Source organism: Oleispirillum naphthae (assembly GCA_027864655.1).
Lineage (GTDB): Bacteria > Pseudomonadota > Alphaproteobacteria > Rhodospirillales > Rhodospirillaceae > Oleispirillum > Oleispirillum naphthae.
The window spans coordinates 1-23,498 of the sequence record JAQAZG010000013.1 but is presented as its reverse complement, the minus strand read 5'-3'; the positions used below and the strand labels follow the sequence as shown (position 1 = coordinate 23,498).

Annotated in this window: 12 protein-coding genes; 11 read left to right on the top strand and 1 reads right to left on the bottom strand. The window is 68.3% G+C overall.

What is annotated here, in order from left to right:
- Window positions 1-3: 3 nt before the first annotated feature.
- From O7R11_RS13170 to O7R11_RS13140, 6 genes are all read left to right on the top strand, one after another.
- Window positions 4-813, top strand: a complete 810-nt coding sequence (locus tag O7R11_RS13170; protein ID WP_337997992.1) for an alpha/beta fold hydrolase — start codon at window positions 4-6, stop codon at window positions 811-813.
- A 410-nt stretch (window positions 814-1,223) separates the two neighbouring features.
- Window positions 1,224-11,171 carry a cadherin-like domain-containing protein gene (locus tag O7R11_RS13160; RefSeq protein WP_337997991.1) on the top strand — a complete coding sequence of 3,316 codons (9,948 nt, stop codon included), beginning with the start codon at window positions 1,224-1,226 and terminating at the stop codon, window positions 11,169-11,171.
- Between the two features lie 62 nt (window positions 11,172-11,233).
- Window positions 11,234-12,772, top strand: coding sequence for a TolC family protein (locus O7R11_RS13155; protein WP_337997990.1), 1,539 nt, complete (start codon window positions 11,234-11,236; stop codon window positions 12,770-12,772).
- Window positions 12,769-13,641 (top strand): efflux RND transporter periplasmic adaptor subunit, encoded by an 873-nt coding sequence (locus O7R11_RS13150; RefSeq protein ID WP_337997989.1) that lies wholly within the window; start codon window positions 12,769-12,771, stop codon window positions 13,639-13,641. Before O7R11_RS13155 ends, O7R11_RS13150 begins: the two co-directional genes overlap by 4 nt.
- A complete protein-coding gene (locus O7R11_RS13145; protein WP_337997988.1) occupies window positions 13,638-14,984 on the top strand; it encodes an efflux RND transporter periplasmic adaptor subunit in 1,347 nt (448 codons plus the stop codon). The genes O7R11_RS13150 and O7R11_RS13145 overlap by 4 nt, the downstream gene beginning before the upstream one ends.
- The gene (locus tag O7R11_RS13140; RefSeq protein ID WP_337998089.1) at window positions 14,978-17,125 is read left to right on the top strand and encodes a site-2 protease family protein; all 2,148 of its coding nucleotides are present in this window, start codon (window positions 14,978-14,980) and stop codon (window positions 17,123-17,125) included. Before O7R11_RS13145 ends, O7R11_RS13140 begins: the two co-directional genes overlap by 7 nt.
- Before the next feature lie 160 nt (window positions 17,126-17,285).
- On the opposite strand, the gene O7R11_RS13135 is transcribed toward O7R11_RS13140, so the two are convergent.
- Window positions 17,286-18,152, bottom strand: coding sequence for an SDR family oxidoreductase (locus O7R11_RS13135; protein WP_337997987.1), 867 nt, complete (start codon window positions 18,150-18,152; stop codon window positions 17,286-17,288).
- Between the two features lies 1 nt (window position 18,153).
- Between O7R11_RS13135 and O7R11_RS13130 the strand changes: the two genes are divergently transcribed.
- The 5 genes from O7R11_RS13130 to O7R11_RS13110 all read left to right on the top strand — a co-directional run bounded on the left by O7R11_RS13130 (window position 18,154) and on the right by O7R11_RS13110 (window position 23,350).
- The gene (locus O7R11_RS13130; protein ID WP_337997986.1) at window positions 18,154-19,014 is read left to right on the top strand and encodes a tetratricopeptide repeat protein; all 861 of its coding nucleotides are present in this window, start codon (window positions 18,154-18,156) and stop codon (window positions 19,012-19,014) included.
- Between the two features lie 164 nt (window positions 19,015-19,178).
- Window positions 19,179-20,918 (top strand): alkaline phosphatase, encoded by a 1,740-nt coding sequence (locus tag O7R11_RS13125; RefSeq protein ID WP_337997985.1) that lies wholly within the window; start codon window positions 19,179-19,181, stop codon window positions 20,916-20,918.
- Between the two features lie 65 nt (window positions 20,919-20,983).
- Window positions 20,984-21,430: a hypothetical protein gene (locus O7R11_RS13120; RefSeq protein ID WP_337997984.1), complete on the top strand. Its 447-nt coding sequence runs from the start codon at window positions 20,984-20,986 to the stop codon at window positions 21,428-21,430.
- A 4-nt stretch (window positions 21,431-21,434) separates the two neighbouring features.
- Entirely contained in the window at window positions 21,435-22,115 is a 681-nt protein-coding gene (locus O7R11_RS13115; RefSeq protein ID WP_337997983.1) for an ABC transporter ATP-binding protein, read from the top strand.
- Window positions 22,112-23,350 (top strand): ABC transporter permease, encoded by a 1,239-nt coding sequence (locus O7R11_RS13110; protein WP_337997982.1) that lies wholly within the window; start codon window positions 22,112-22,114, stop codon window positions 23,348-23,350. Before O7R11_RS13115 ends, O7R11_RS13110 begins: the two co-directional genes overlap by 4 nt.
- Window positions 23,351-23,498: the final 148 nt, after the last annotated feature.

The window sequence follows — 23,498 nt, the reverse complement described above, 5'->3', positions numbered from 1 at the left end:
TCAATGGTGCCGGACCCGATGTCAGGCCGCGACGAACGCGGGATATTACCACGCAGCGATGGCGCGTCCATCGCCTATCGCCGGGTCGTGTGCCCCGCCGGTGACACTCCGCCGCCGACTGTGATCTTTTTGCACGGTCTGATGTCGGACATGGAGGGCGGCAAGGCGGCGCATCTCGCCGCGCACGCCGAACTCACCGGCTTTTCCTTCCTCCGCTTCGACATGTCCGGCCACGGCAAAAGCTCCGGCGCGTTCACCGACGGCTGCGTCGGCCTCTGGCGCGACGACACCCTCGCGGTGATCGACCGGCTCACCGACGGCCCGCTCATCCTCGTCGGCTCCAGCATGGGCGGCTGGGTGATGCTGCTCGCCGCGCTCGCCCGGCCGGACCGGGTCAAGGCGCTGATCGGCATCGCCCCCGCGCCGGACTTCACCGAGGACACCATCCGCCCGGCGATGACGCCCGAGGACATCCGCGCCTTCGACCGCGACGGCCTGGTCCACCTCGAAGACGACGACGGAACCTATCCGGTCAGCCGCATCCTCATGGAGGACGGCGCGAAAAACCTCCTGCTGCGCAAATCCATCCGGTTCACCGGGCCGGTGCGCATCCTCCAGGGCATGCGCGATGCCTCGGTGCCGTGGCGAACCGCGCTCACCCTCGCCGACCGCCTGGACTCCGAGGACGTCGCCGTCACCCTGGTCAAGGACGGCGACCACCGCCTGTCGCGCACCCAGGACCTGCTGCTGCTCACCCGCACGCTGGACGCCCTGATGGCGGAACGCTTCCAGATGGTTGATCCCGGAGTGTGACGGCGCGTCATCGGCCGGTCGGGAAGAGGATGCGCTATGGCAGGAGCGCTTCACGGCGGAGCCCGCACGGCACGGCGTGAGAACAGATCGGCCGCCGCCGGATAACGGGCGAAACCGGCAATTCCTTTCTGGTTCGGTCGCTCCGCAGTGAACCGCCGATCCAAACCGTTCGGCGCGATCATGGCGCGCCTGCCGTCGCCCTTCGGCCGGCGATGAAGCTCGCGCACACCGAATCGGCAGCAGGTCAAATCGAATGGATCAAAAACGCCTTGAAATCCATTCTTCTCAAGAATACTTTTTTATATGGTAGATTTATTGTTTCATTTCGATGCCGTACCTTAACAAAAATGAAATATGTCAGAGAATGCTAGATTAGTTTATTTTAATATGTGGCGCGTGAGGGAAAAACATTGACGCACCTTCGCTTACTGGCCCTGGAACCCCGCATCCTCCTGGATGCCGCGGGAGTTGCAACGGTCGCCGCCGCCGACCCGAACAAACCCCCCACCGCCACGGAAGCGGCGGCTTCGACCGCCACATCGCCGGAAAACTCCGGAACGGCTTCCTCCGACCGCAGCGTTGCGGTCATCGACTCCCGTGTCGCCAATGCGGATCAGATCATTGCCGGGCTCTCCAGCGGAACCGAGGTGGTGATGATCGGCGCCGACGATGACGGCGCCGCCGTCATCCAGTCGCTTTTGGGGACGGGCGACGACGTCGCCACCCTGGCGATCTTCGCCCACGGCGGCGCCGGGGAGCTGACCCTGGGTTCCGACCATCTGACCATGGAATCCCTGGGCGGCGCGTCGGGGGAAGCGGTGGCGGCGTGGGCCGCGGGCTTGAGCGGCGGCGCCGACATCCTGATCTATGCCTGCGACGTGGCGGAGGGCGCGGCGGGCGACGCCTTCATCCACCGCATCGCCGACTTGACCGGAGCGGACGTCGCCGCCTCCACCGACGATACCGGTTCCACAACGGCGGGCGGCAACTGGACGCTGGAAGCCGCGACCGGCGTCATCGCACCGGTTTCCATCCTCTCTCGGGATGCAATGGATGCCTACGACGGGCTGTTGAGCGCATCCCCAGTCGTCGCCGATGCCGATGGCTCCACCCGCACCATCATCGAAAGCGGCACTCTGGCGATTTCCGGCCTCAGCCTGAGCGACGCGGACAGCGACACGGTGACGGTGACGCTGCATGCCACCACCGCCACCGGCACCTACGATTCCGGAAGCGACACCGGCACCCTGACCCTGGACGGCTATACCGGCGCCGGCCTGACCATCGACGGCGCCGCCACCGCGACCCTGACGGTTTCCGGTACTTTGAGCGACGTCAACACCGCGCTCACCCATCTGACCTACACCTCGAATTCCAACGTCTACGGCACCGAACGCATCGCCCTGCATGCCGCGGATGCCGACGGCAACACCGGCGACCTGAATGTCGCGGTGCGCGTCACCACCGCGCCGGTCCTTGCCGATTCCGCGACCTCCACCCGCACCCTGAACGAAAACACCGGCAGCAACGGTTCCAGCCTGACCTTCAGCGGCCTGTCGGTCAGCGACGCCGACGCCACCACGATGACGGTGACGGTCCACGCCACGGATGCCTCGGGCACCTATAGCTCGGGCGCGGATACCGGCACGCTCTCCTTCGGCGTCTACGACACCGCCGCCGCCGGACTGGCCGTCACCGGCTCCGACACCGGCAACCTGACGATTACCGGCAGCGCCTCGGCGATCACCACCGCCCTGTCGCATCTGATCTACGTCCCGACCCAGTACCTGAACGGCACCGAACGCATCGCCCTTTACGCCGCCGATACGGACGGCAACAGCAACAGCCTGAACGTCGCGGTGCGCGTCACTTCGGTCAACGAAAGCCCGACCCTCGTCCCCAGCGCCCTGACGGTGCAGGAGGGCACCTCTCCGGTCGGCTGCACCGCCGCCAACTTCAACCTCAGCGACCCGGACCTGACCACCGGCAATCAGATCTCCTCGCAGGAGGCGGTCAAAATCACCAGCCTGCCCACCAACGGCACCCTGACCTACAACGGGTCGGCGGTGGTGGTGGGCACGGTGATCACCTATGACAAGATCAGCCTGCTCGTCTATACCCCCAACGGCTCGGACGTGAATCCCGACAACGCGGCCACCACCTCCGACAGCTTCACGGTGACGGTGAACGACGGCGGCGGCAGCGGCGACGTCGGCCCCTATACGATCGCCGTCACCCTGACGCCGAAGAACGTCAAGCCGACGATCGGCGGCTCGCCTTCGGTCTGGCAGAGCGTCACCGACCTTACCGCCGGCACCTCCGATACCGCCGTCGGCTCTTCGATCTCGATCAGCGACGCGGACGCCTACGACCAGAGCAACGGAATGACGAAGATCGTCATCTCCGGCGTCGATGCCGCCGGTCAGGGCACCTTCTACCTGGACGTGGGCGGCAACGGCAGTTACGACGCCGCCACCGACGTCACCCTGGCGGCCGGAACCACCTATACCTTCCTGAAAAGCGGCGCCGCCGTCTATCTGGATGCCAACGACAACGGCAGCTACGACGCCGGAACCGACGTTGTTCTGACCGGGACCACCGTCACCGGCGCGGTGCAGGGAAGCCTGCGCTTTTTACAGAACGGCAGCGCGCCGGGGTCCCCCTCGCCCAGCTTCATCATCTCGGCCACCGACGCCGGCGGCGGCGAGGGCGACGTGGCGGCCGCCACCAGCACCGACACCAAGATTTCGGTCACCGTCAAAGCGGTGGACCAGGATCCGATCCTGGTCGCCAACACCGGCGCCGGCGTCGATGGCGGCGACAGCGTGACCCTGACCACCGCCGTGTTGCAGGTCACCGACGTCGATACCGACGCCAGCCAACTGGTCTACACCCTGACCGACATCCCCGATTACGGCGTGGTGCAGATCTATGCCGACGGCGGTTGGCATACCCTGGGCGTCGGCGGCCGCTTCACCCAGAACGACATCGACTCCGGGCACGTCCGCTATATCGAGGAAGTCTCCCTTCCCGAGGGGACAACGACGGATTCATTCACTTTCCAGGTACGGGACTCCACCTTTCAGCCGTGGCCGACCGCCGACCGCGCGGCGGGCGTCTCCAACCCGGACGGTACGTTGCAGACCCTGACCTTCGCCCTGACCCTGAACGGCAGCTATACCGGCGGCGACGGACCCAGCGCCCCGGACCCGGCCTATGTCGGCGACCTGAAAGTCGGCAGTTCGACGATTTCAACGGTTTCCGGAACGGCCGAGGGCAATTCCGACGTTCCCGTCGCCGACGGCTCGGCCACCGACGCCACCGAGGTGATCGCCTCCGCCAACCTGACCTACGTCCTGACCTCGCAGGACGACAGCTACACGGTTCCCGCGGCGGAGACGGTCTATACCATCACCTCCCTGCCCGCCAACGGCAGCATCGAGCTTTACAACTCCGGCACCGGCGCCTGGACTGCCCTGCCCGCCTATTCCACCTTCTCCCAGGCCGACATCGACGCCGGTTCCGTGCGTTTCCACCACAACGGCGGCGAGGTGTTTTCCAGCACCCTGTCCTTCAACGTCAGCGCAGGCAACACCAGCGTCTTCGCCGGCAGCCTCGGCTTCGTCACCACGCCGGTCAACGATGCGCCCGGCGCCACCGGCGCCACCCTCGCGGCGGTGCCGCAGGGCTCCACCGTCGCCATCGCGGGCAGCTACACCATCGCGGGCGTCGCCACCGCCACCGCCGGGGCCTCGACCCTGGCGATCCGCCTGTCCGACGCCGATGGCGCGGTCACCTCGGGCGGCGCGGTGGACGCCGGCAACCGCGTCGGCGAGGGCACCACCGACTTCCTGTATTTCCAGGTCGCCGACCTGCCCGACAACGGCACCCTGCAACGCTGGGACGGGGCCGCCTGGGTGAACCTGACGGTCGGCGAATGGCTGCCGATGACGCTCTTGACCGCCGCCGTCGATACCGTCGGAACCGCCGACGACTGCATCAGCGGCCTGCGCTACGTCAACTACGGCAGCGCCCAATCCTCCGCCTTCACCGACAGCTTCGTCATCGTCACCCGCGACGACCTCGCCAATCCGGGCAATCCCTTCTCCACGGCGGCAGACGCGGTGACGGCCTCGGACTACGGCGCGGCGAGCGGCCATTCCTCCTCCACCGCCACCGTCGGCATCAAGGTGGCGCGCCTGGACCAGGCCCCCATCGTGCCGACCAGCCCCGACGATCCCGCCCAGAACCAGGGCGCCGGATACTACCTGATCGACCAGAACGGCGACACCCAGACCCCGGCCAACCAGATTCTCACCGTCTCGGAAGGCGGCAGCGGCACCATCACCGGTTCCCTGCTGACCGCCGCCGACGCCGACAACACGGCCGTCCAAGTGCAGTACCGCATCGTCACCGCCACCCAGTACGGCACCCTGTACCTGAACGGCCAGGCTCTGGGCATCGGCAGCACCTTCACCCAGGCCGACATCGACGCCGATCTTCTGACCTATACCCATAACGGCAGCGAACACTATTCCGACAATTTCACCTTCGTCGTCAGCGACAGCGTGAAGGACAACCTGGGCACCAACGGCACCGTCAACACCGACGCCGGAGAAATCGCGGCGGTCGGCACCTTGAACCAGGACGGCAGCCAGGCCGACGCCGGAAGCCCCGACATCTTCAAGATTTCCGTCACCTCGCCGGTCAACGAAAAGCCGACGCTGACGCTCTCCACTTCGTCGGTCAGCGGCAGCGGCACGATCGACCTGTCCGGCATCATCACCATCGGCGACCCCGACCTGCCCGGCAACACCGCCCTTAACGGCCTCGTCACCGACTACGTGCGGGTGACGGTGTCGCTGTTGGACGAAGGCGTGAATTACGCCGACGGCGCGACGTGGGGCCTCGGCGCCACCGATGGACTGACCTTCGTTTCCGGCGCCAACGGCGGCGACACCACGACCTCCCTGGTGATCGAGGGCACCATCGCCGACGTGCAGGCGGCTCTCTCCACCCTGTCGGCGGTCCTGCCCGCGGGCGACCTCGACAAACAGCTGACCGTGCAGGTGACGGTGGACGACCGCCTCTACGATGGCAGCGGAGAGGCCAACGGCGGCGCCACCAACAGCGACAGCTCCGCCCCCAACGCCGACTTCGACACCGTCAGCAAATCGATCAGCATCTACGCATCCGGCAGCAACGATGCGCCGGTCATCACCTCGCTCGGGGCGCAAACGGTGGCCGAGGACACCGGCTTGTCCCTCGCCGGCCTGTCGGTGGCCGACGCCGACGGCTTCGACCGCAGCGAGACCCTGACCGTTTCGGTGCTCAACGGCACCCTGACCTTCGGCACCCTGTCCGGAATCACCGTCGCCGCGGGTGCCAACGGCACGTCCACGGTCACCCTGTCGGGCAACGTTTCCCGCCTCAACGCCGCGCTCGCCTCCCTGTCCTACAAGGGCAGCACCGACTACAACGGCACGGACACCTTGTCCTTGAGCCTCAGCGACAACGGCAATACCGGCGGCGCGGCGCAGACCGACAGCGCCACCGTCGCCATTACGGTGACGCCGGTCAACGACACGCCGACGATCGACGGTCCGGACGGCACCCTCTATACCTCCACCGGCGGCGTCACCTTCTCCGCCGCCAACGGCAACGCCATCACTATCGGCGACGCCAAGGACGTGGGGCAGACCACCTTCACCGATACGGCGCAGGTCACGGTGTCGGTGCCGGAGGGCACCCTCACCCTGGGCGGCACCGCCGGGATCACCATCTCCGGCGGCGCGGACGGATCGAGCTCGATCACCATCACCGGGACGATCGGCGCCATCAACACCGCGCTCAACGGCCTGACATACCTCGCCTCCGCGGCCAACCAGGACAGCAACGCCGCGGTCAACCTCTCCGTCGCCGTGGACGACCTCAACGACGGCAGCAGCGTCGCCGGAGCCAGCGGCCTCACCGCCGCCAAGATCATCCCCATCGCCAGCAGCGCCGCCAACGACGTGCCCACGATCACCGCCCCGGCCGCCGCCTCGGTGAACGAGGACTCCTCCGTCACCATCGCCGGAGTCTCGGTCGGCGACGTGGACGCCTTCGGCGAACAGGAGACCGTCACCGTCACCGTCTCGCACGGGGCCTTGTCCCTTGCGTCTTCCACCGGCCTGACGGTCACCGGATCGGGAACCGCCACCCTCACCCTCACCGGCACGCTCGCCGACCTCAACAGCGCCCTCGCCGGGTTGAAATACACGCCGACCGCCAACTGGTTCGGCAGCGATTCCATGGCGGTGAGCATCAACGACCTGGGCCACAGCGGCGGCGGCGGCGCGCAGACCGGCAGCAAAACCATCGCCGTCACCGTCAATGCGGTCAACGACCGCCCGGTGGCCAGCGGGTCGGAGACCATCGCCGCCACCACCGAGGGAACCGCCACCGCCTCGGCCACCCTCGCCGACCTGCTCGGCGGCCATTACACCGATGCCACCGACAACCAGACCGCCCACAGCGGCGGCGACACCAGCACCGCGCTTTCCTACGTCGCCATCGTCGGCTCCAGCAACTACACCGCCGCGCAGGGCACCTGGCAGGTCAACGACGGCTCCGGCTGGATCGACATCCCCGCCTCCGGCCTGTCCGCCACCAATGCCCTGGTGTTCGCCGCCTCCGCCGACATCCGCTTCGTCCCCGCCGCCGACTATTTCGGCACCCCCGGCACGCTGAGCGTCCGCCTCTCCGACGGCAGCACCGCGATCACCGCCTCGACCGCCGCCGCCGATACCAAGAACCTCTCCGCCGACGGCGGCACCGGCGCCACCAATGCATGGTCCGCCGCCGCGGTGACCATCGGCACCAGCGTCACCAACGTCAACGACGCCCCGACCGCCGCCACCACCACCCTTTCGGTGGCCGAAGATACCGCCTCACCGGCGGGCGGCACCGTCTCCGCCCTGTTCGGCAGCAGCTATTCCGACGCCACCGACACCCGGAGCGGCATCACCGGCGGCGGCGATGCCGCCACCGCGCTCGGCGGCATCGCCATCGTCGGCAACGCCGCCGACGCCGCGACGCAGGGGGTGTGGCAATACGACACCGGCTCCGGCTGGGTGACCATCGGCGCCGCCCTGAACGACACCACCGCCCTGATCCTGCCGACCACCGCCAGCCTGCGCTTCGTTCCCGTCGCCGACTATTTCGGCGCTCCCGGCGGCCTGACCGTGCGCCTCGCCGACAGCGTGCAGGCGTTCTCCGCCGCCGCGGACATCAGCGGCGCCACCGGCGCCACCGGCACCTGGTCCGCCACCGCCGCCCTCACCCCCACCGTCACCGCGGTCAACGACCGCCCGGTGGCCAGCGGGTCGGAGACCATCGCCGCCACCACCGAGGGAACCGCCACCGCCTCGGCCACCCTCGCCGACCTGCTCGGCGGCCACTACACCGATGCCGCCGACAACCAGAGCGGCATCTCCGGCGGCGGCGACACCAGCACCGCGCTTTCCTACGTCGCCATCGTCGGCTCCAGCAACTACACCGCCGCGCAGGGCACCTGGCAGGTCAACGGCGGCTCCGGCTGGATCGACATCCCCGCCTCCGGCCTGTCCGCCACCAATGCCCTGGTGTTCGCCGCCTCCGCCGACATCCGCTTCGTCCCCGCCGCCGACTATTTCGGCACCCCCGGCACGCTGAGCGTCCGCCTCTCCGACGGCAGCACCGCGATCACCGCCTCGACCGCCGCCGCCGATACCAAGAACCTCTCCGCCGACGGCGGCACCGGCGCCACCAATGCATGGTCCGCCGCCGCGGTGACCATCGGCACCAGCGTCACCAACGTCAACGACGCCCCGACCGCCGCCACCACCACCCTTTCGGTGGCCGAAGATACCGCCTCACCGGCGGGCGGCACCGTCTCCGCCCTGTTCGGCAGCAGCTATTCCGACGCCACCGACACCCGGAGCGGCATCACCGGCGGCGGCGATGCCGCCACCGCGCTCGGCGGCATCGCCATCGTCGGCAACGCCGCCGACGCCGCGACGCAGGGGGTGTGGCAATACGACACCGGCTCCGGCTGGGTGACCATCGGCGCCGCCCTGAACGACACCACCGCCCTGATCCTGCCGACCACCGCCAGCCTGCGCTTCGTTCCCGTCGCCGACTATTTCGGCGCTCCCGGCGGCCTGACCGTGCGCCTCGCCGACAGCGTGCAGGCGTTCTCCGCCGCCGCGGACATCAGCGGCGCCACCGGCGCCACCGGCACCTGGTCCGCCACCGCCGCCCTCACCCCCACCGTCACCGCGGTCAACGACCGCCCGGTGGCCAGCGCCACCACCCTGGCCGACATCGCCGAAGATACCGCCTCACCGGCGGGCAGCACCGTGTCCGCCCTGTTCGGCACCCATTATTCCGACGCCACCGACAACCGGAGCGGCGTCTCCGGCGGCGGCGATGCCTCCACCGCCCTGGGCGGCGTCGCCATCGTCGGCAACACCGCCGACGCCACGACGCAAGGCGTCTGGCAATACGACACCGGCTCCGGCTGGGTGACCATCGGCAGCAGCATGAACGACACCGCCGCCCTGGTCCTGCCGACCACCGCCGGCATCCGCTTCGTTCCCGTCGCCGACTACAACGGCACCCCCGGCGGCCTGACCGTGCGCCTGGCGGACAGCGTGCAGGTCTTCTCCGCCTCAGCGGACATCAGCAGCGGCACCGGAACCACCGGCACTTGGTCCAACACCGCCGCGCTCTCCACAGGCGTGACCCCGGTCAACGATGCCCCGGCGATTTCCGCGTCCTCCACCCTGCTGACCGTCACCGCCCTGACCGGCGGCGGCACCTCCACCGGCTTCCTCCTGACCGGCGCGTCGGATTCCGACGTGGACGTGGGACTCTCCGGCGTCAGCAGCTTCGGCGGCGGCACCATCACCGTCACCCTGACCGACGCCATCGCCGGGGACGTCCTGGACCTCGACAATCCCGCGCTGACGGGCATCGCCTCGGTCGGCGGCGGCGGCGGCGCCCCCCTGGTCATCACGCTCAACGCCGACGCTACGGCCGCCAACGTGGCGACGATCCTGAACGCCATCCAGTACCACAGCAGCAGCGCCGACCCCACGTCGTCGGGATCGACGATGACCCGGAGTTTCCGCATCGTCCTCAACGACGGCAACAACGACGCCCTGGCGGGGGGGCCGACGTCTCTCGACTCCAACCTTTTGAGCGGCAGCATCCACCTGTCCGACAACAGACCGCCGACCGCCGTGAACGATACCAACCGCATCGACGGCGAAAGCTCCACCTCCTCGCTCACCGGCAGCGTCACCCTGGGGACAGCCGGCACGGGAACGGACACCGACCCCGACGGCGATACCCTGACCGTGATCTCGGTGAACGGCGACGGCGGCAACGTCGGCACATCGGTCAACGGCACCTACGGCACCGTGACGATCAACGCCAACGGAACCTACACCTACGCCCTGAACCGCAACGGATCGGCATTCTCGGCCCTGGGCGGCGGCCAGTCGGCGGCGGAAAGCTTCGCCTACACCATCAGCGACGGCTTCGGCGGCACCTCCTCCGCCACCTTGACCATCGCCATCACCGGCGCCAGCACCCATGTCGCGACGCCGACGCCGACGCCGACGCCGCCGATCCCCGATCCCACCCCCACCCCCCTTGCGCCGTCGGACCAGAGCGTCAGGACGCTGACCGGCAGCGACGGCGGCGGCGGCGACGGTTCGGGACTTTCGTACAACGACGCGGCGCTCAGGGCAGAACGGCTCAGCGCCCTGCCGTTGCTGGACGACAGCCGCTTCATCGGCGATGCGCTGAAGAACCCGATCCAACTGGCCCTCGAGTTGCAGGACCGCGTTCTACCCGAGGGATTGCAATCCTTCGCCATTCCACCGAACGCGTTCGTGCATTCCGATCCGGTGGCGATGATCCATGTGGAGGCGACCCAGGCCGACGGTTCGCAGCTGCCCTCCTTCATCACTTTCGACAAGGAAAGCCGCCGCTTCGTGGTGGACACCGACTACGCCAGGAATCACGGCATCCCCGCGGTGGAGATCCGTGTCACCGGCCGCGACAGCGCGGGCAACCGTGCGGCCGCCACCTTCCACGTCACCTTCACCGACCACGCGGGAACGAACCGTTCCACGGGGCAGCTTCCCCAGACTCCTCCCCCACCCGACCGGCCCACGGAATCGCCCCAGGAGCGGCATCGCAGCAAGCTGGACACGCCCGCGCGGCACGCCCCCGGCCTGGAACTGGCCGCGGCGGGACGCCACGCATTCATCGCCGAGCGGGAGGCTCTGCTGGCCGATCTGGCCGCCCTGAACCAAACGACCTGACGACAAGATCAAGATATCGAGTCCGCGGCAAAGCCGGACCAACCAATGGGGGAAAGCGTTTGATGAAGAAGATACTGCTCGCCGCAATGGCCTTAGCCGCGGTGGCCGGATGCTCGATGCAGCCGGAACCGCTGTCGCCTGCCGAAATCGCCGACGCAGTCGGCGCCGATGCCAAGACGATCGCGGACTCCGAGGAGCCGCTCGCCGGTCCCTTGGACCTGCCGCACTCCATGGCGCGTGCGGTAAAATTCAACCTGCAACACCGCCTGCTTCTTATGGAACAGGCGCTTGCCCAGCGCAGCTTCGAACTGGCGAAAATGGACATGCTGCCGGTCCTGGCAGGTACCGGCTCCTATACCGACCGCAACAATTTCAATGCCTCGTCCAGCGAGAACGTCATCACCCACCAGCAGTCCCTGGTGCCGTCGTACTCCGAGGACCGCGCCCGCTGGACCGTGGACGCACGGTTCTCCTGGAACATTCTGGACTTCGGGGTGAGCTATCTCCAGGCGCGCCAGGAGTCCAACCGCTTTCTGGTCGCCACCCTGGCGCGCCGCAAGACCATGGAGAAACTGGTGCAACAAGTCCGCACCAGTTTCTGGCGCGCCGCCGTGATGCAGCAGATCACCCCGGAAGTGGACGAATTGCAGGAACGCGCCACGACGGCCCTCGTCGCCCTGCAACAGATCCGGTCGGAACAATTGCGAGCGCCTCTCGCGACGCTGGAAGACATCCGCGCGCTGATGGAGATCAGCCAGCAGTTGGAGGCCTTGCGCCAATCCGCAAGCGCCGCGCAGACCGATCTGGCGCAGCTCATCAACCTGCGTCCGGACAAGAACGTCTCCCTCGACATTCCCGCCGAATTGCCGCCCCTGCCCTTCTTCCAGCCGGACTTTCCGCGCATGGAGGACCGCGCCCTGGTCAACTCCAGCGACTATACGGCGGAAATCTACAAGGAACGGGTGGACCGCGACGAATCCCGCAAGGCCCTTCTGCGGCTGATGCCGGGGGTCGAGCTTTTCAAAAGCATCACCTACGACAGCAACAGCTTCCTTTGGAGCAACAACTGGGAGACCGCCGGAGCCCGGGTCAACTGGAACATCATGCGGGTGTTGAGCCTGCCGGACATCACCGACAACAACGAAGCCCGCACCCAGGTGGCCCAGGCGCGCCGCCTTGCCACCCACATGGCGGTCATCACCAAAGTGCACCTCGCCTGGCAACGCTATGCCGACACCATGGCGCGCCTGGACCGCGCGCAGAAGCTGGACAATCTGGACAGCGACATCGTCCAGTTGAGCGCCCAGGCCCTGGAAAGCGAGGCGACCAGCGGCATCGCCGACCTTAAGAACCGCATGCGCGGCCTGCGCTCCCGCGTCACCTCCTCCCTCGCCTATGCCGAGGCTCAGGACGCCTTCGCCCTGTTCCTGCAATCCCTGGGCGTGCATCCGATCCCCGACGACTATCAGCATCATTCGGTGGACGATCTGGCGGCACACATCGGTGCGGAATTCGATCGTTATACCGACGGCGCGCTGACCGATCTCGCATCACCCACGGCGGAGGGAACTCCGGTCACGCCATCGGCATCGACGACATGAACAGTCCTCTTCTTCGCGCCGTAATCGTCCTTGCCGCCGTCTGCGGCCTTCCGGGCGGCGCCTGCGCGGAAACTCCCGCGCTGGCCGGCGGCACGGTCGCCCCCGATGCGCCGCTGCCCGTGCCGCCCGTCGCCCATCCCGCCGGTTTGACGCCATATCCGAGCGGGTTTTCCGGAACGGCGGCGGCGGAACGGCCGGGGAATGCCATTCGCGGCCAGATCCGGCCGCGCCACCACACCATCCTGGCGGCAGGCATGGCGGGCCGCCTGGAATCCATCCCGGTCGAACCGGGAAAAACCGTCGTCAAGGGAATGGAACTCGCCCGTTTCGACTGCGCCGCGGTAACCGCCTCCCACAATGTCGCCAAGGCGCGCGCCGAGGCCGCGGCCGCCAAATTCCACGTCAACGAACGCTTGTCCCGCATGCAGAACGTCAGTGGCCTCGACCTCGAACTCAGCCGCGCCGAACTGGCGATCGCCAACGCCGAGATCAGCCGTATCGTCGCGGTGGAACGCAACTGCGCGATCAAGGCGCCGTTCGCAGGCGTCGTCACGGAAAAGGCCGTGCAGGCTTTCCAGTACGTGGCGGAGGGGACCCCCTTGCTGCGTCTGGTGGATACCAGGGGATTGCAGGTCGAGGCGGCGGTGCCGTCCCTCTGGATCGATTCCCTGAAACCCGGCAGCCGCTTTGCCATCCGCATCGACGAGACCGGCGCCGTCGTCGCGGGTGAAATCGAACGCACCACCGGCGAAGTGGATGCGGTCAGCCAGACAGTGCGCATCATCGGCCGCCTGATCGACCCGCCCGAGGGACTGATGCCGGGGATGAGCGGCATGCTTTCCCTGCCCTCAGCCAAGATATCGCGATGACCCAAGCGCCCGATCCTCGCGACGCGCAGCTTCGCAGTCTCGCCAATCTGCTGCTGCTGGAAAGCCGCCTGCGGCAGGCGGCGACGATCGCCGAACTGGGTTTTTCCCTTGTCAACGACATCCGCCTGATCGTTTCCACCGACATCGCCCTGTTGTGGCGCAATACCGGCGCGGGTGGCCGCGTGGAAAGCGTCTCCGGCCTGCCGGAACCCGCTCACGGCGCTCCGTTCACCGCTTTTGTGGAAAGTTTGTGCCGTCATCTGCGCAACGGCGGCGATCCCTGCGCGCCGCGGCGCGTCGAACTCTCCGCCCTTTCCGTGGAACTGGCGGAATCGGCGCGGGAATTTCTTCCCGCGGAAATTCTGTGGGCGCCGCTCGACGGACGGGGAAACCCTCTGGGCAGCCTTCTGGTCGCCCGCGCCACCCCCTGGACAGACGAAGAAATCCGCATCGTCGGTCGCATCGCCGAGGCCGCGGCGCACGTCTTCCTGGTGCTTGCGGCGGCGGGACGCTGGCGGCTACGCCGCCCCTTCCGCTCGCGCCGCTGGGCGATCGGCGCCCTGGCCGCCGCGCTGCTCGTCCTCCTCCTGCCGGTGCGCCTGAGCGTCCTCGCCCCTGCCGAGGTGGTTCCCCGCGACCCCCTGGTTCTGCGCGCCCCCCTGGACGGCGTCATCAGCAAGGTCCTGGTCAAGCCCAACCAGGAGGTCAAGACCGGAGATCCTCTCTTCCGCCTGGACGACCGCGCCCTGCGCACCAAACTCGCCATGGCGCAACAGGAACTGGAAGTGACGCAGGCGGAATACCGCCAAGCGCAACAAAGCACCGGACACGACCCGCAGGCCTCCGCGCGTCTGCCGGTGCTGGCGGCGCAGATCGTCCAGAAAATCGCCGAGGTGGATTATGAACAGGCCTTGCTGGCGCGTATCGACGTGCGCGCCCCAGCCGACGGAGTGATCATCCTGTCGGACGTCAACCGCCTGGAAGGCAAGCCGGTAACCCTGGGCGAACGCATCATGACCCTGGCCAACCCGAAGACGGTGCTTCTGGAGGCGTGGCTTCCCATCCACGACAACATCCCGCTGCAACGCGGCGCGCCTATCGACCTGTTCCTCAACACCGATCCCGGCGCTCCATTGGCGGCAACCCTGGACGACATGGACTTCCAGGCACAGCACACCCCCGAAGGACCGCTCGCCTATCGCGCCACAGCCGGCTTCACGGAAACCACGCCGCCGCGCATCGGCCTGCGCGGCACGGCACGCGTGTTCGGCCGGAAGGTCAGCCTGTTCTATTATCTGTTCCGCCGGCCCTGGGCGGCGGCGAGGCCGTGGCTGCAATGGTGAAGGCTCCCGCCACCGCCGTTGCGGACGCAACCGTCCGTCAGATGCCGCCGCCGCCCCGGCTGCGGCGCGATCTGTCCCTTTATCCGGCCGAACCGGATCACGACGGCGCCACAGCCTGGACTCTGCATGACGCGGCGGCCAACCGCTTTTTCCGCATCGGCGGGGTGGAGGCCGACCTGCTGCAACTGGTGGACGGCTCCCCCGCCGCACATATCGCCGCCGAAGCGAGCCGCCGCTTCGCCCACCCGACCGGTGAGGCCGAGGTGGAAACCCTGTTTGCCTTCCTCCGCCTGCATCATCTGGTGGAGGGCGATGCCCTGCAACAAAACGCCTTCGTCACCCACGTCCTGCGCCAACCCGGCCCCTTCGCCCGCCTGCTGCACGGCTATATCTCGTTCAAAATTCCCCTGCTGCGCCCCGACCGCTTCCTTGCCGCCACTCTGCCCTGGGTGCGTTGGTTGGGTGGGCGGACCACGTTGACGGTCATTCTGTCGATGGGCTTGTTCGGACTGTTTCTCGCCTCTCGTCAGTGGGATGCCTTCCTCTCCACGTTTTCCCGTTTCCTGTCCCTCGAGGGTTTCGCCGCGTATGCCCTGACGATAACCGCAGTGAAATCCCTGCATGAATTGGGACACGCTTATGCGGCGAAGGCGCATGGTCTCCGGGTGCCCACCATCGGTGTCTGCTTCATCGTGTTCTGGCCGGTTCTTTATACCGACGCCACCGACGCCTGGAAACTGCCGCGCCGCCGCGACCGCCTGACCGTAGGCGCGGCAGGCATTGCCGTGGAATTCGCCATCGCCTGCATCGGCCTGCTGCTGTGGAATCTGCTTCCCGACGGGCCGGGCCGGGGGATCGTCTTCCTTCTCTCCACATCGACCTGGATTCTGAGCCTCCTGGTCAACCTCAACCCCCTGATGCGCTTCGATGGATATTTCCTGTTCTCCGACCTGATCGGAGAACCCAATCTTGAAAGCCGCGCCCACGCAATCGGCCGCTGGACGCTGCGGCGCACGCTCTTCGGCATCAACGATCCGCCGCCGGAAACGCCCCGGCCATTGCTGCGGATTTTCGCCTTTTCCATCTGGATCTATCGTTTCACCCTGTACGCAGGCATTGCCCTGGCGGTCTATCACCTGTTCTTCAAACTGGCAGGCATCGCCCTCTTCGCCGTCGAGGTGATTTATTTCCTCCTCGCGCCGATCCTGAGGGAGTTCCGTCACTGGTGGCGCCGACGCCGGGAAATCGGCAGCAACCGCAAGGCGCTGCGGCTTGTCGCCGTGCTGCTGTGCGGGGGCGCCGCTTTTCTGTTCCTGCCGTGGCGGCATTCCGTCACCGCGCCGGCGGTGCTGGACGCGACCTATACCCCGATCTATGCCCCGGAAGGGGGAATCCTGAAACGTCTGGCCGTCCGTCCGGGACAAGTCGTCGCCGCCGGAGCGCCTCTTGGCGAAATCGTCGCGCCGCAACTTGCCTTCACCCTGATGCAGACGGAACGCCGCCTCGCCGAAATGACGATCCAGCGCGCCGACCTGGGCGTACAGCAGGATCTGCGCCTCACCCTGGTCACCGATGCCCGCCTGCAATCGCAGGCCCGCGTGTTGCAGAATCTTTCCGAGGATGCGGCGCGGCTGCGCCTTGCCGCGCCGCACGCAGGCATCGTCACCGATATGGAAGCCGGGTTGAGCGATGCCGACGGCCGTGGCGACCGCTGGGTGCAGAGGGGAGAAACACTGTTCGCCATCGTCGAGCCCGGAGCGGGAATCCTCCGCGCCTATGTGCGGGAAGAAGACATGCCGCGCCTGAAGACCGGCGCAACAGCCCGTTTCTTCCCCGGTGACGGCCTGTACCCACCGGTCTCCGCCGTCGTCTCCGAAATCGACGAAACCGGCATGCGTGCCCTCTCCGACCCCTATGTATCCTCCACCACCGGCGGACCGTTGCAGGTGCACCGCGACGCCACGGGCGTCGAAACCCCGGCGCAAGCGGTCTATATCGTGCGCCTGGCCCCCGCTCCCGGTGCGCCGCCGGTCGCCCGTGCGATGACGGGAACCGCCGTCATCACCGCGGAGCGGGAAAGCTTCCTCGCCCACTTTCATCGCCGCCTGATCGCCCTTCTGCAACGCGAAAGCGGATTCTAACGCCACACGGAGCGGCGCCTGGGCCCGTTGCGTTCACGTGATGCATGAAAACGGGGAATCCCCCGGAGAGCGCCGCCATACAGGATTCCCATGGGGACGAAAATCTGATGGGGAAACACCCGGTGCGGAGGGGCCTGACCTCCCCCGCGAAGGTGTGGTTTCACCCCTCCGCGAACGCGGCTTGCAGGCCCTCGCGGTAGGAGGGGTAGCGCGGCGTCCAGCCGAGTTCCGCCTTGAGGCGGGCGCTGGAGACGAGGCGGCTTTCCTTGAGGAAGCGCAGGCGCGGGTCGGTGGGCGCGAGGTCTTCGTAGCGTTCCAGCGGCGGCGGTTCGACGCCCAGCAGCGCACAGGCGAAGTCCACCACCGCGGCGTTGGGGGCGGGTTCGTCGTCGGCGACGTTGTAGATGCGCCCGGGGCTGGGGGCGGCCATGGAGAGGCGCAGCGCGGCGACCACGTCGTCCACGTGGACGCGGCTGGTGCGGTGGCCCGCGCGATGGATGCGCCGCGCCGTGCCGTCGCGCGCCGCGTCGAGCGCCGAGCGGCCGGGACCGTAGAGGCCGGGGAGGCGGAAGATATGGGTTGCGGTTGCGGTTTCCGCGCCCCAGGTCAGCCACTGGGTTTCGGCGAGCAGGCGGGCGCGCCCCTGGGCGGAGCCGGGGTTGGGCCTGGCGGTTTCGTCCACCCAGCGTCCGGCGCAATCGCCGTAGACGGCGGTGGAGGAGAGCATGCCCGCCCAGACGGGGCGCACCCCTGCGGCGGAGAGGCGGAGGATTTCCGGCAGCGGCGCGGCGCCTGCGGCGTCCGGCACCGTGGTGTCGAGCACGTGGGTGACGGCGGCGAGTTCCGCTTCCGGCAGGGTTTCGCCGGGGGTGAAGGGATAGGCGGCGATGCGGTCCGCGGCGAGGCGGGCGGCCTTTTCCGGGCCGCGCACCGTGCCGGAGACGCGCCAGCCCGCGGCGAGGCATTCCCGCGCCAGGCGCAAGCCTGTATAACCGAGACCGAAGATCAACAGATGAGGCGTCGTCACGATGTCGCTTTCCTTCCTTTCGCGCCGGTCCGCCAGGGTAGCACTCCTTTTCGCCCTGGCTCAATGCATCGCCCCGTCCGCCCCGGCGGAGGAGGCGAAAAAGCCGCAAGCCAAGCCGCCGACGGCGGCGGCGGTCGCCGCGCGCAAGGCGGATGCGGCGCACTATGCGGCGTGCATGGCGAAGATCGACGCCAGCGCCAAGGACGCCTTCGACGACGCGGACGCCTGGGCGGCGCTCGGCGGCGGCGAACCGGCGAAGCACTGCGCCGCCGCGGCGCTGCTCAAGCTCGGCTTCGCGGCGGATGCGGCGGAGCGGCTGGAGGCCCTGGCGCGGAAGAGCAGCCAGGACGAGGCGACGCGCGCCGCGATGTGGGCGCAGGCGGCGCAGGCGTGGAGCGCGGCGAAGGACTGGGCGCGCGCCCACGCCGCGCAGAGTTCGGCGATCCGGATCGCCCCCAGGGATGCGGACCTGTGGATCGGCCGCGCCCGCATCCGCGCCCTGGCGCAGAACTACGGCCTTGCGGTGGACGACCTCAACGAGGCCCTGAAGCTCCGCCCGGGGAACGTGGAGGCGCTGGTGATGCGCGCCTCCGCCTACCGCTATCTCGACGCGCCGGACCTGTCGCTGCAGGACCTGGACGCGGCGCTGAAGGCGGAGCCGGACAATCCGCAGGCGCGGCTGGAGCGCGGCATCGTGCACCGCCTGCAGAAGCGCCCGGATCTGGCGCGCGCCGACTGGAAGGCGGCGTTGCTGGTTCTGCCGGAGGATTCGCCCCTGCTGGAAGAGGTGCGGCGCAACATCGAACTCCTGGAGTTCCCCGCCCCGGCGGAGACGGAAAAGCCCGCCCCGGCCAAGCCCTGAAAGGCCTTCCGGCGGGACTGGAACGACCCGTAGAAGCCATATAGTTGCCTGAAATAGCGGGAGAATATCTCCGCAAACATCACGCAAACGTCATCATCTGGCGGGCGTGGGTTCCCCTACACTCTCACGGTTCGGTTTTTCCCATTCCCGTGAAAGAGGTTCCCATGCGCAGGTTTTTCGCAGCCCTGGCCGCGGCGACGGCTCTCTGCGGCACGGCCCACGCGGCCACCGTCTACCCGCTGGACCGCGCCACCATCCTGGTCAACTCCCCCTTCGACTTCAAAGTCGAGCTGGACAGCGTCGTTTCGCCCAAGGACCTCAAGGTCACGGTGAACGGCGCCTCCTATGCCGATGCGCTGGGCGGCTCCGCGCAGTTCGTCCCCGAGGAGACGGACAAGAAAGGCAAGGTGCTCGGCTCCGCGCTGATCCTGCGCGGCGTCACGCTGGCCAAGCCCGGCAAATACACCGTGGCGGTGAAGGCGGGCGGCGAGACCAGGAGCGTCGCCTGGGACGTCTACGCCACCGCGGCGCAGCCGAAGGCGAAGAACATCATCTTCTTCCTCGGCGACGGGCTTTCCGTGGCGCACCGCACCGCGGCGCGCATCATGTCGCGCGGCATGACCGAGGGCAAGGCGAACGGCCGCCTCTACATGGACGACCTGGACCGCATGGCGTTCATCGGCACCTCGTCCACCGGCTCCATCGCCACCGACTCCGCCAACACCATGTCGGCCTACATGACCGGCCACAAGAGCGCGGTGAACGCCCTCGGCGTCTATGCCGACCGCACTCCGCCGAGCCAGGACGACCCGAAGGTGGAAACCATCGCCGAGGCGCTGCGCCGCGCGACCAAGAAGTCGATCGGCGTGGTCACCACCTCGGAAGTGGAAGACGCCACCCCGGCGGCGGTGGTCTCCCACACCCGCCGCCGCGCCGACAAGGCGGACATCGTCGGCATGTTCTACGGCGTGAAGCCCGAGGTGCTGATGGGCGGCGGCTCCGCCTACTTCCTCGCCAAGGGCATTCCCGGCTCCAAGCGCAAGGACGGCAAGGACTACATCAAGCTGTTCAAGGACGCGGGCTACGCGCTGACCACCAGCGCCGCCGAACTCGAGAAGGCCCCCGCGAGCGGCAAGCTGCTCGGCCTCTACCACACCGGCAACATGGATGTGGCGCTCGACCGCCTGTTCCTGAAGAAGGACACGGTGAAGACCTTCCCCGACCAGCCGGGCCTGGTGGAAATGACGCAGGCGGCGCTCGACCGTCTGTCGAAGAACCCGGAAGGCTTCTTCCTGATGGTCGAGGGCGCCTCCATCGACAAGATGTCGCACCCCATGGACTGGGAGCGCGCCATCGTCGATACCATCGAGTTCGACAAGGCGATCGGCGCGGCGCGGGCCTTCGTCAAGACCCACCCCGACACCCTGATCGTCGTCACCGGCGACCACACCCACGGCATCTCGGTGATCGGCACCATCGACGACGACAAGCCGGGCACGGAAATGCGCGAGAAGGTGGGCATCTACGACGGCGCCGGGTTCCCCAACTACGAGGACAAGAACCACGACCTCTATCCGGACCGGGTGGACGTCTCCCGCCGCCTCGCCATCTTCGCCGCCGACTTCCCGGACCACTACGAGACCTTCCGCCCGAAGATGGACGGTTCCTTCTCCCCGACGATCAAGAACGAGAAGGGCGATTACGTCGCCAACGAGGCCTACAAGAACGTGCCCGGCGCGGTGCTGCGCATCGGCAACATTCCGAAGTTCGAGAGCACCGCGGTGCACGCGGTGGACGACGTGGTGCTGCAGGCGAGCGGCCCCGGCGCCGAAGCGTTCAAGGGCTACATGGAGGAGAGCGACGTCTACCGCGTCCTCGCCGACGTGTTCGCCCTCGGCAAGTAACCCAACCCCGGCGACGGACGGCCCGGACTTCCGGGCCGTCCCGCCCCGACCGGACGGATCACCCGATGCCCCTTTCCCGCCGCGCCGCGCTGCGCCTGATCGCCGCCCTGCCCCTCGCCCTTGCCGCCGTTCCGGCGGCGGCGCGGGAGACGCTGACCTTCGCGGAGCTCTACGGCAAGGTCGGGGTGCTCGGCCTGGAGTTCTCGGAGAAGGTGAAGCGCCTCGCCGGAGAGCGCATCGCCATGCTCGGCTTCATGGCCCCGCCGTTGAAGGCCGAGGCGCAGTTCTTCGTGCTCACCTCGGTGCCGATGGCGCTCTGCCCGTTCTGCTCCTCCGATGCCGACTGGCCGGACAACATCGTCGTCGTCTACCTCGGCAAGAAACAAACCTTCGTGCAGCCGAGCCAGGTGATCGAGGTCACCGGCAAGCTGGAATACGGCTCCTGGACCGACCCGGAGACCGGCTTCCTCAGCCTGTTGCGCCTGCGCGACGCCACCTACCGCACGGTGTGATCTCATGCTCGCCCTCACCCTGGAAAACGCTTCCGTCAGCTTCCCCGGCCTCGCCGCGCCGGTGCTCGCGGTGGACCGCCTCGCCGTCGCCGCGGGCGAACGGCTGGCGGTCACCGGCGCATCCGGCTCCGGCAAGAGCACCCTGGTCAACCTGATCACCGGCCTCGCCCGCGCCGATGCCGGACGCATCGACTGGAACGGCACCGACATCGCCCCCCTGGGCGAGGGCGCGCGCGACCGCTGGCGCGCCGCCAACGTCGGCCTGGTGATGCAGGACTTCCATCTCTTCCCCGGCCTCTCGGCGCTCGACAACGTGCTGCTGCCCGCCCGCCTCGCCCGCGCCGCGGATGCCGCCTGCGTCGCGCGCGGCCGCGAACTGATGGAGCGCGTCGGCCTTTCGCGGCCGGAGCAAAGGGCGGAAACCCTTTCCCGCGGCGAGATGCAGCGCGTCGCGGTGGCGCGCGCGCTGTTGCGCAAGCCCGGCGTGATCGTCGCCGACGAACCCACCGCCAGCCTCGACGCCGCGGCAGGCGCGGCGGTGGGCGACCTGCTCTGCGACCTTGCCGAGGCGGAGGGCGGCACCCTCGTCGTGATCTCCCACGACCCGCGCCTGATCGCCCGGATGCGGCGCAGGATCACCCTGGCGTCGGGCCGCATCGCCGAGGACACGGAGACCGCATCATGATCCGCTTCATCCTCGCCGACCTCCGCCGCCTGTGGGCGGGCTCCCTCGTCGTGGTGCTGCTGGTGGCGCTCGCCACCGCGCTCGGCGTCGCGGTGAGTCTGCAGGAGCGCGCGCTCCGCCTCGGCAGCGCACGCGCCGCCGCCAAGTTCGACCTCATCGTCGGCGCGCCGGGCAGCGCGACGCAACTCGTCCTCTCCGCGGTGTTCCTGCAACCCGCGCCGCTGCCGCTGGTGTCCGGCGAAACCCTGGCGAAGCTTACCGCCGATCCCCGCGTCGCCTGGGCCGCGCCGATCGGCTTCGGCGACTTCTACGCCGGAAACCCGATCGTCGGCACCACCACCACCCTGGTCGCCGAAACCGGCCGCGGCTTCGCCGCCGGGCGGATGTTTGCGCGCGAGGGCGAGGCGGTGACCGGCGCGGCGGTGGACCTGGCGCTCGGCGCGGAGATCGTGCCGGTGCACGGCCGGCCCGGCGCGGGCGGCCACCGGCACGGCGACGTGCGCTACCGCGTGGTCGGCCATCTGAAACCCACCGGCACCGCCTGGGACCGCGCCATCCTGGTGCCGGTGCAGGCGGTCTGGCACGTCCACGGCCTCGGCCACCACGACGAGCACGAACACGACGAACACGAAGAACACGAGCACCACCACGGCATCGACGCCGACGCGCCGCTCACCGAGCACTGGGACGCCGAGGACGCCCCCGGCCTGCCCGCCATCCTGGTCAAGCCCAGGTCGGTCGCCGCGGCCTACAAGCTGCGCCAGGACTACCGCGGCGACCGTACCCAGGCGGTCTTCCCCGCCGAGGTGCTCACCGCGCTCTACGCCACCATGGGCGACGCCCGGCGCATCCTCTTCGCCATCGCCGTCGGCGCGCAGGCCCTGGTCGCCGCCTCCCTCGTCCTCGTCACGGTGATCCACGTCGCCCAGCGCAAGCGCCAGATCGGCGCCCTGCGCGCCTTCGGCGCGCCGCGCCGCGCGGTCTTCCTCATCGTCTGGCTGGAACTCTTCACCCTCGTCGCCACCGGCATCGCCGCGGGCTTCGCCATCGGCTACGCCGTCTCCCAGGCGCTCGCCGCCGCCTTCGCCGCGGAGAACGGCATCGTCCTGCCGGTCGGCTTCACCGCCGAGGACGTGCCCTTCGCCCTCGGCCTCGCCGGTTTCGCCGCCCTGCTCGCCGCCCTGCCCGCCGCGCTCGCCTACCGCGAGCCCCCGGCCCAGGCGCTACGGGGGTGAAGCATAGAACCAGTCCAGGGGCTTTGCCCTGTATAGACCGGGTAGATATCTGACACCTGTTCGGGGACATATCTGACACATTTGGGCAAACGATGCGGGAGCGTTGTGATGCCCTGGAAGCATGTGTCGATGATGGACCAGAGACGAG

What these genes read in the sequence shown, in the direction of transcription:
- O7R11_RS13120 (WP_337997984.1), top strand. Translation starts at nt 20,984, where the DNA reads ATGCCCCTTTCCCGCCGCGCCGCGCTGCGCCTGATCGCCGCCCTGCCC.
- O7R11_RS13145 (WP_337997988.1), top strand. Translation starts at nt 13,638, where the DNA reads ATGACCCAAGCGCCCGATCCTCGCGACGCGCAGCTTCGCAGTCTCGCC.
- O7R11_RS13115 (WP_337997983.1), top strand. Translation starts at nt 21,435, where the DNA reads ATGCTCGCCCTCACCCTGGAAAACGCTTCCGTCAGCTTCCCCGGCCTC.
- O7R11_RS13110 (WP_337997982.1), top strand. Translation starts at nt 22,112, where the DNA reads ATGATCCGCTTCATCCTCGCCGACCTCCGCCGCCTGTGGGCGGGCTCC.
- O7R11_RS13140 (WP_337998089.1), top strand. Translation starts at nt 14,978, where the DNA reads ATGGTGAAGGCTCCCGCCACCGCCGTTGCGGACGCAACCGTCCGTCAG.
- O7R11_RS13130 (WP_337997986.1), top strand. Translation starts at nt 18,154, where the DNA reads ATGTCGCTTTCCTTCCTTTCGCGCCGGTCCGCCAGGGTAGCACTCCTT.
- O7R11_RS13170 (WP_337997992.1), top strand. Translation starts at nt 4, where the DNA reads ATGGTGCCGGACCCGATGTCAGGCCGCGACGAACGCGGGATATTACCA.
- O7R11_RS13155 (WP_337997990.1), top strand. Translation starts at nt 11,234, where the DNA reads ATGAAGAAGATACTGCTCGCCGCAATGGCCTTAGCCGCGGTGGCCGGA.
- O7R11_RS13125 (WP_337997985.1), top strand. Translation starts at nt 19,179, where the DNA reads ATGCGCAGGTTTTTCGCAGCCCTGGCCGCGGCGACGGCTCTCTGCGGC.
- O7R11_RS13150 (WP_337997989.1), top strand. Translation starts at nt 12,769, where the DNA reads ATGAACAGTCCTCTTCTTCGCGCCGTAATCGTCCTTGCCGCCGTCTGC.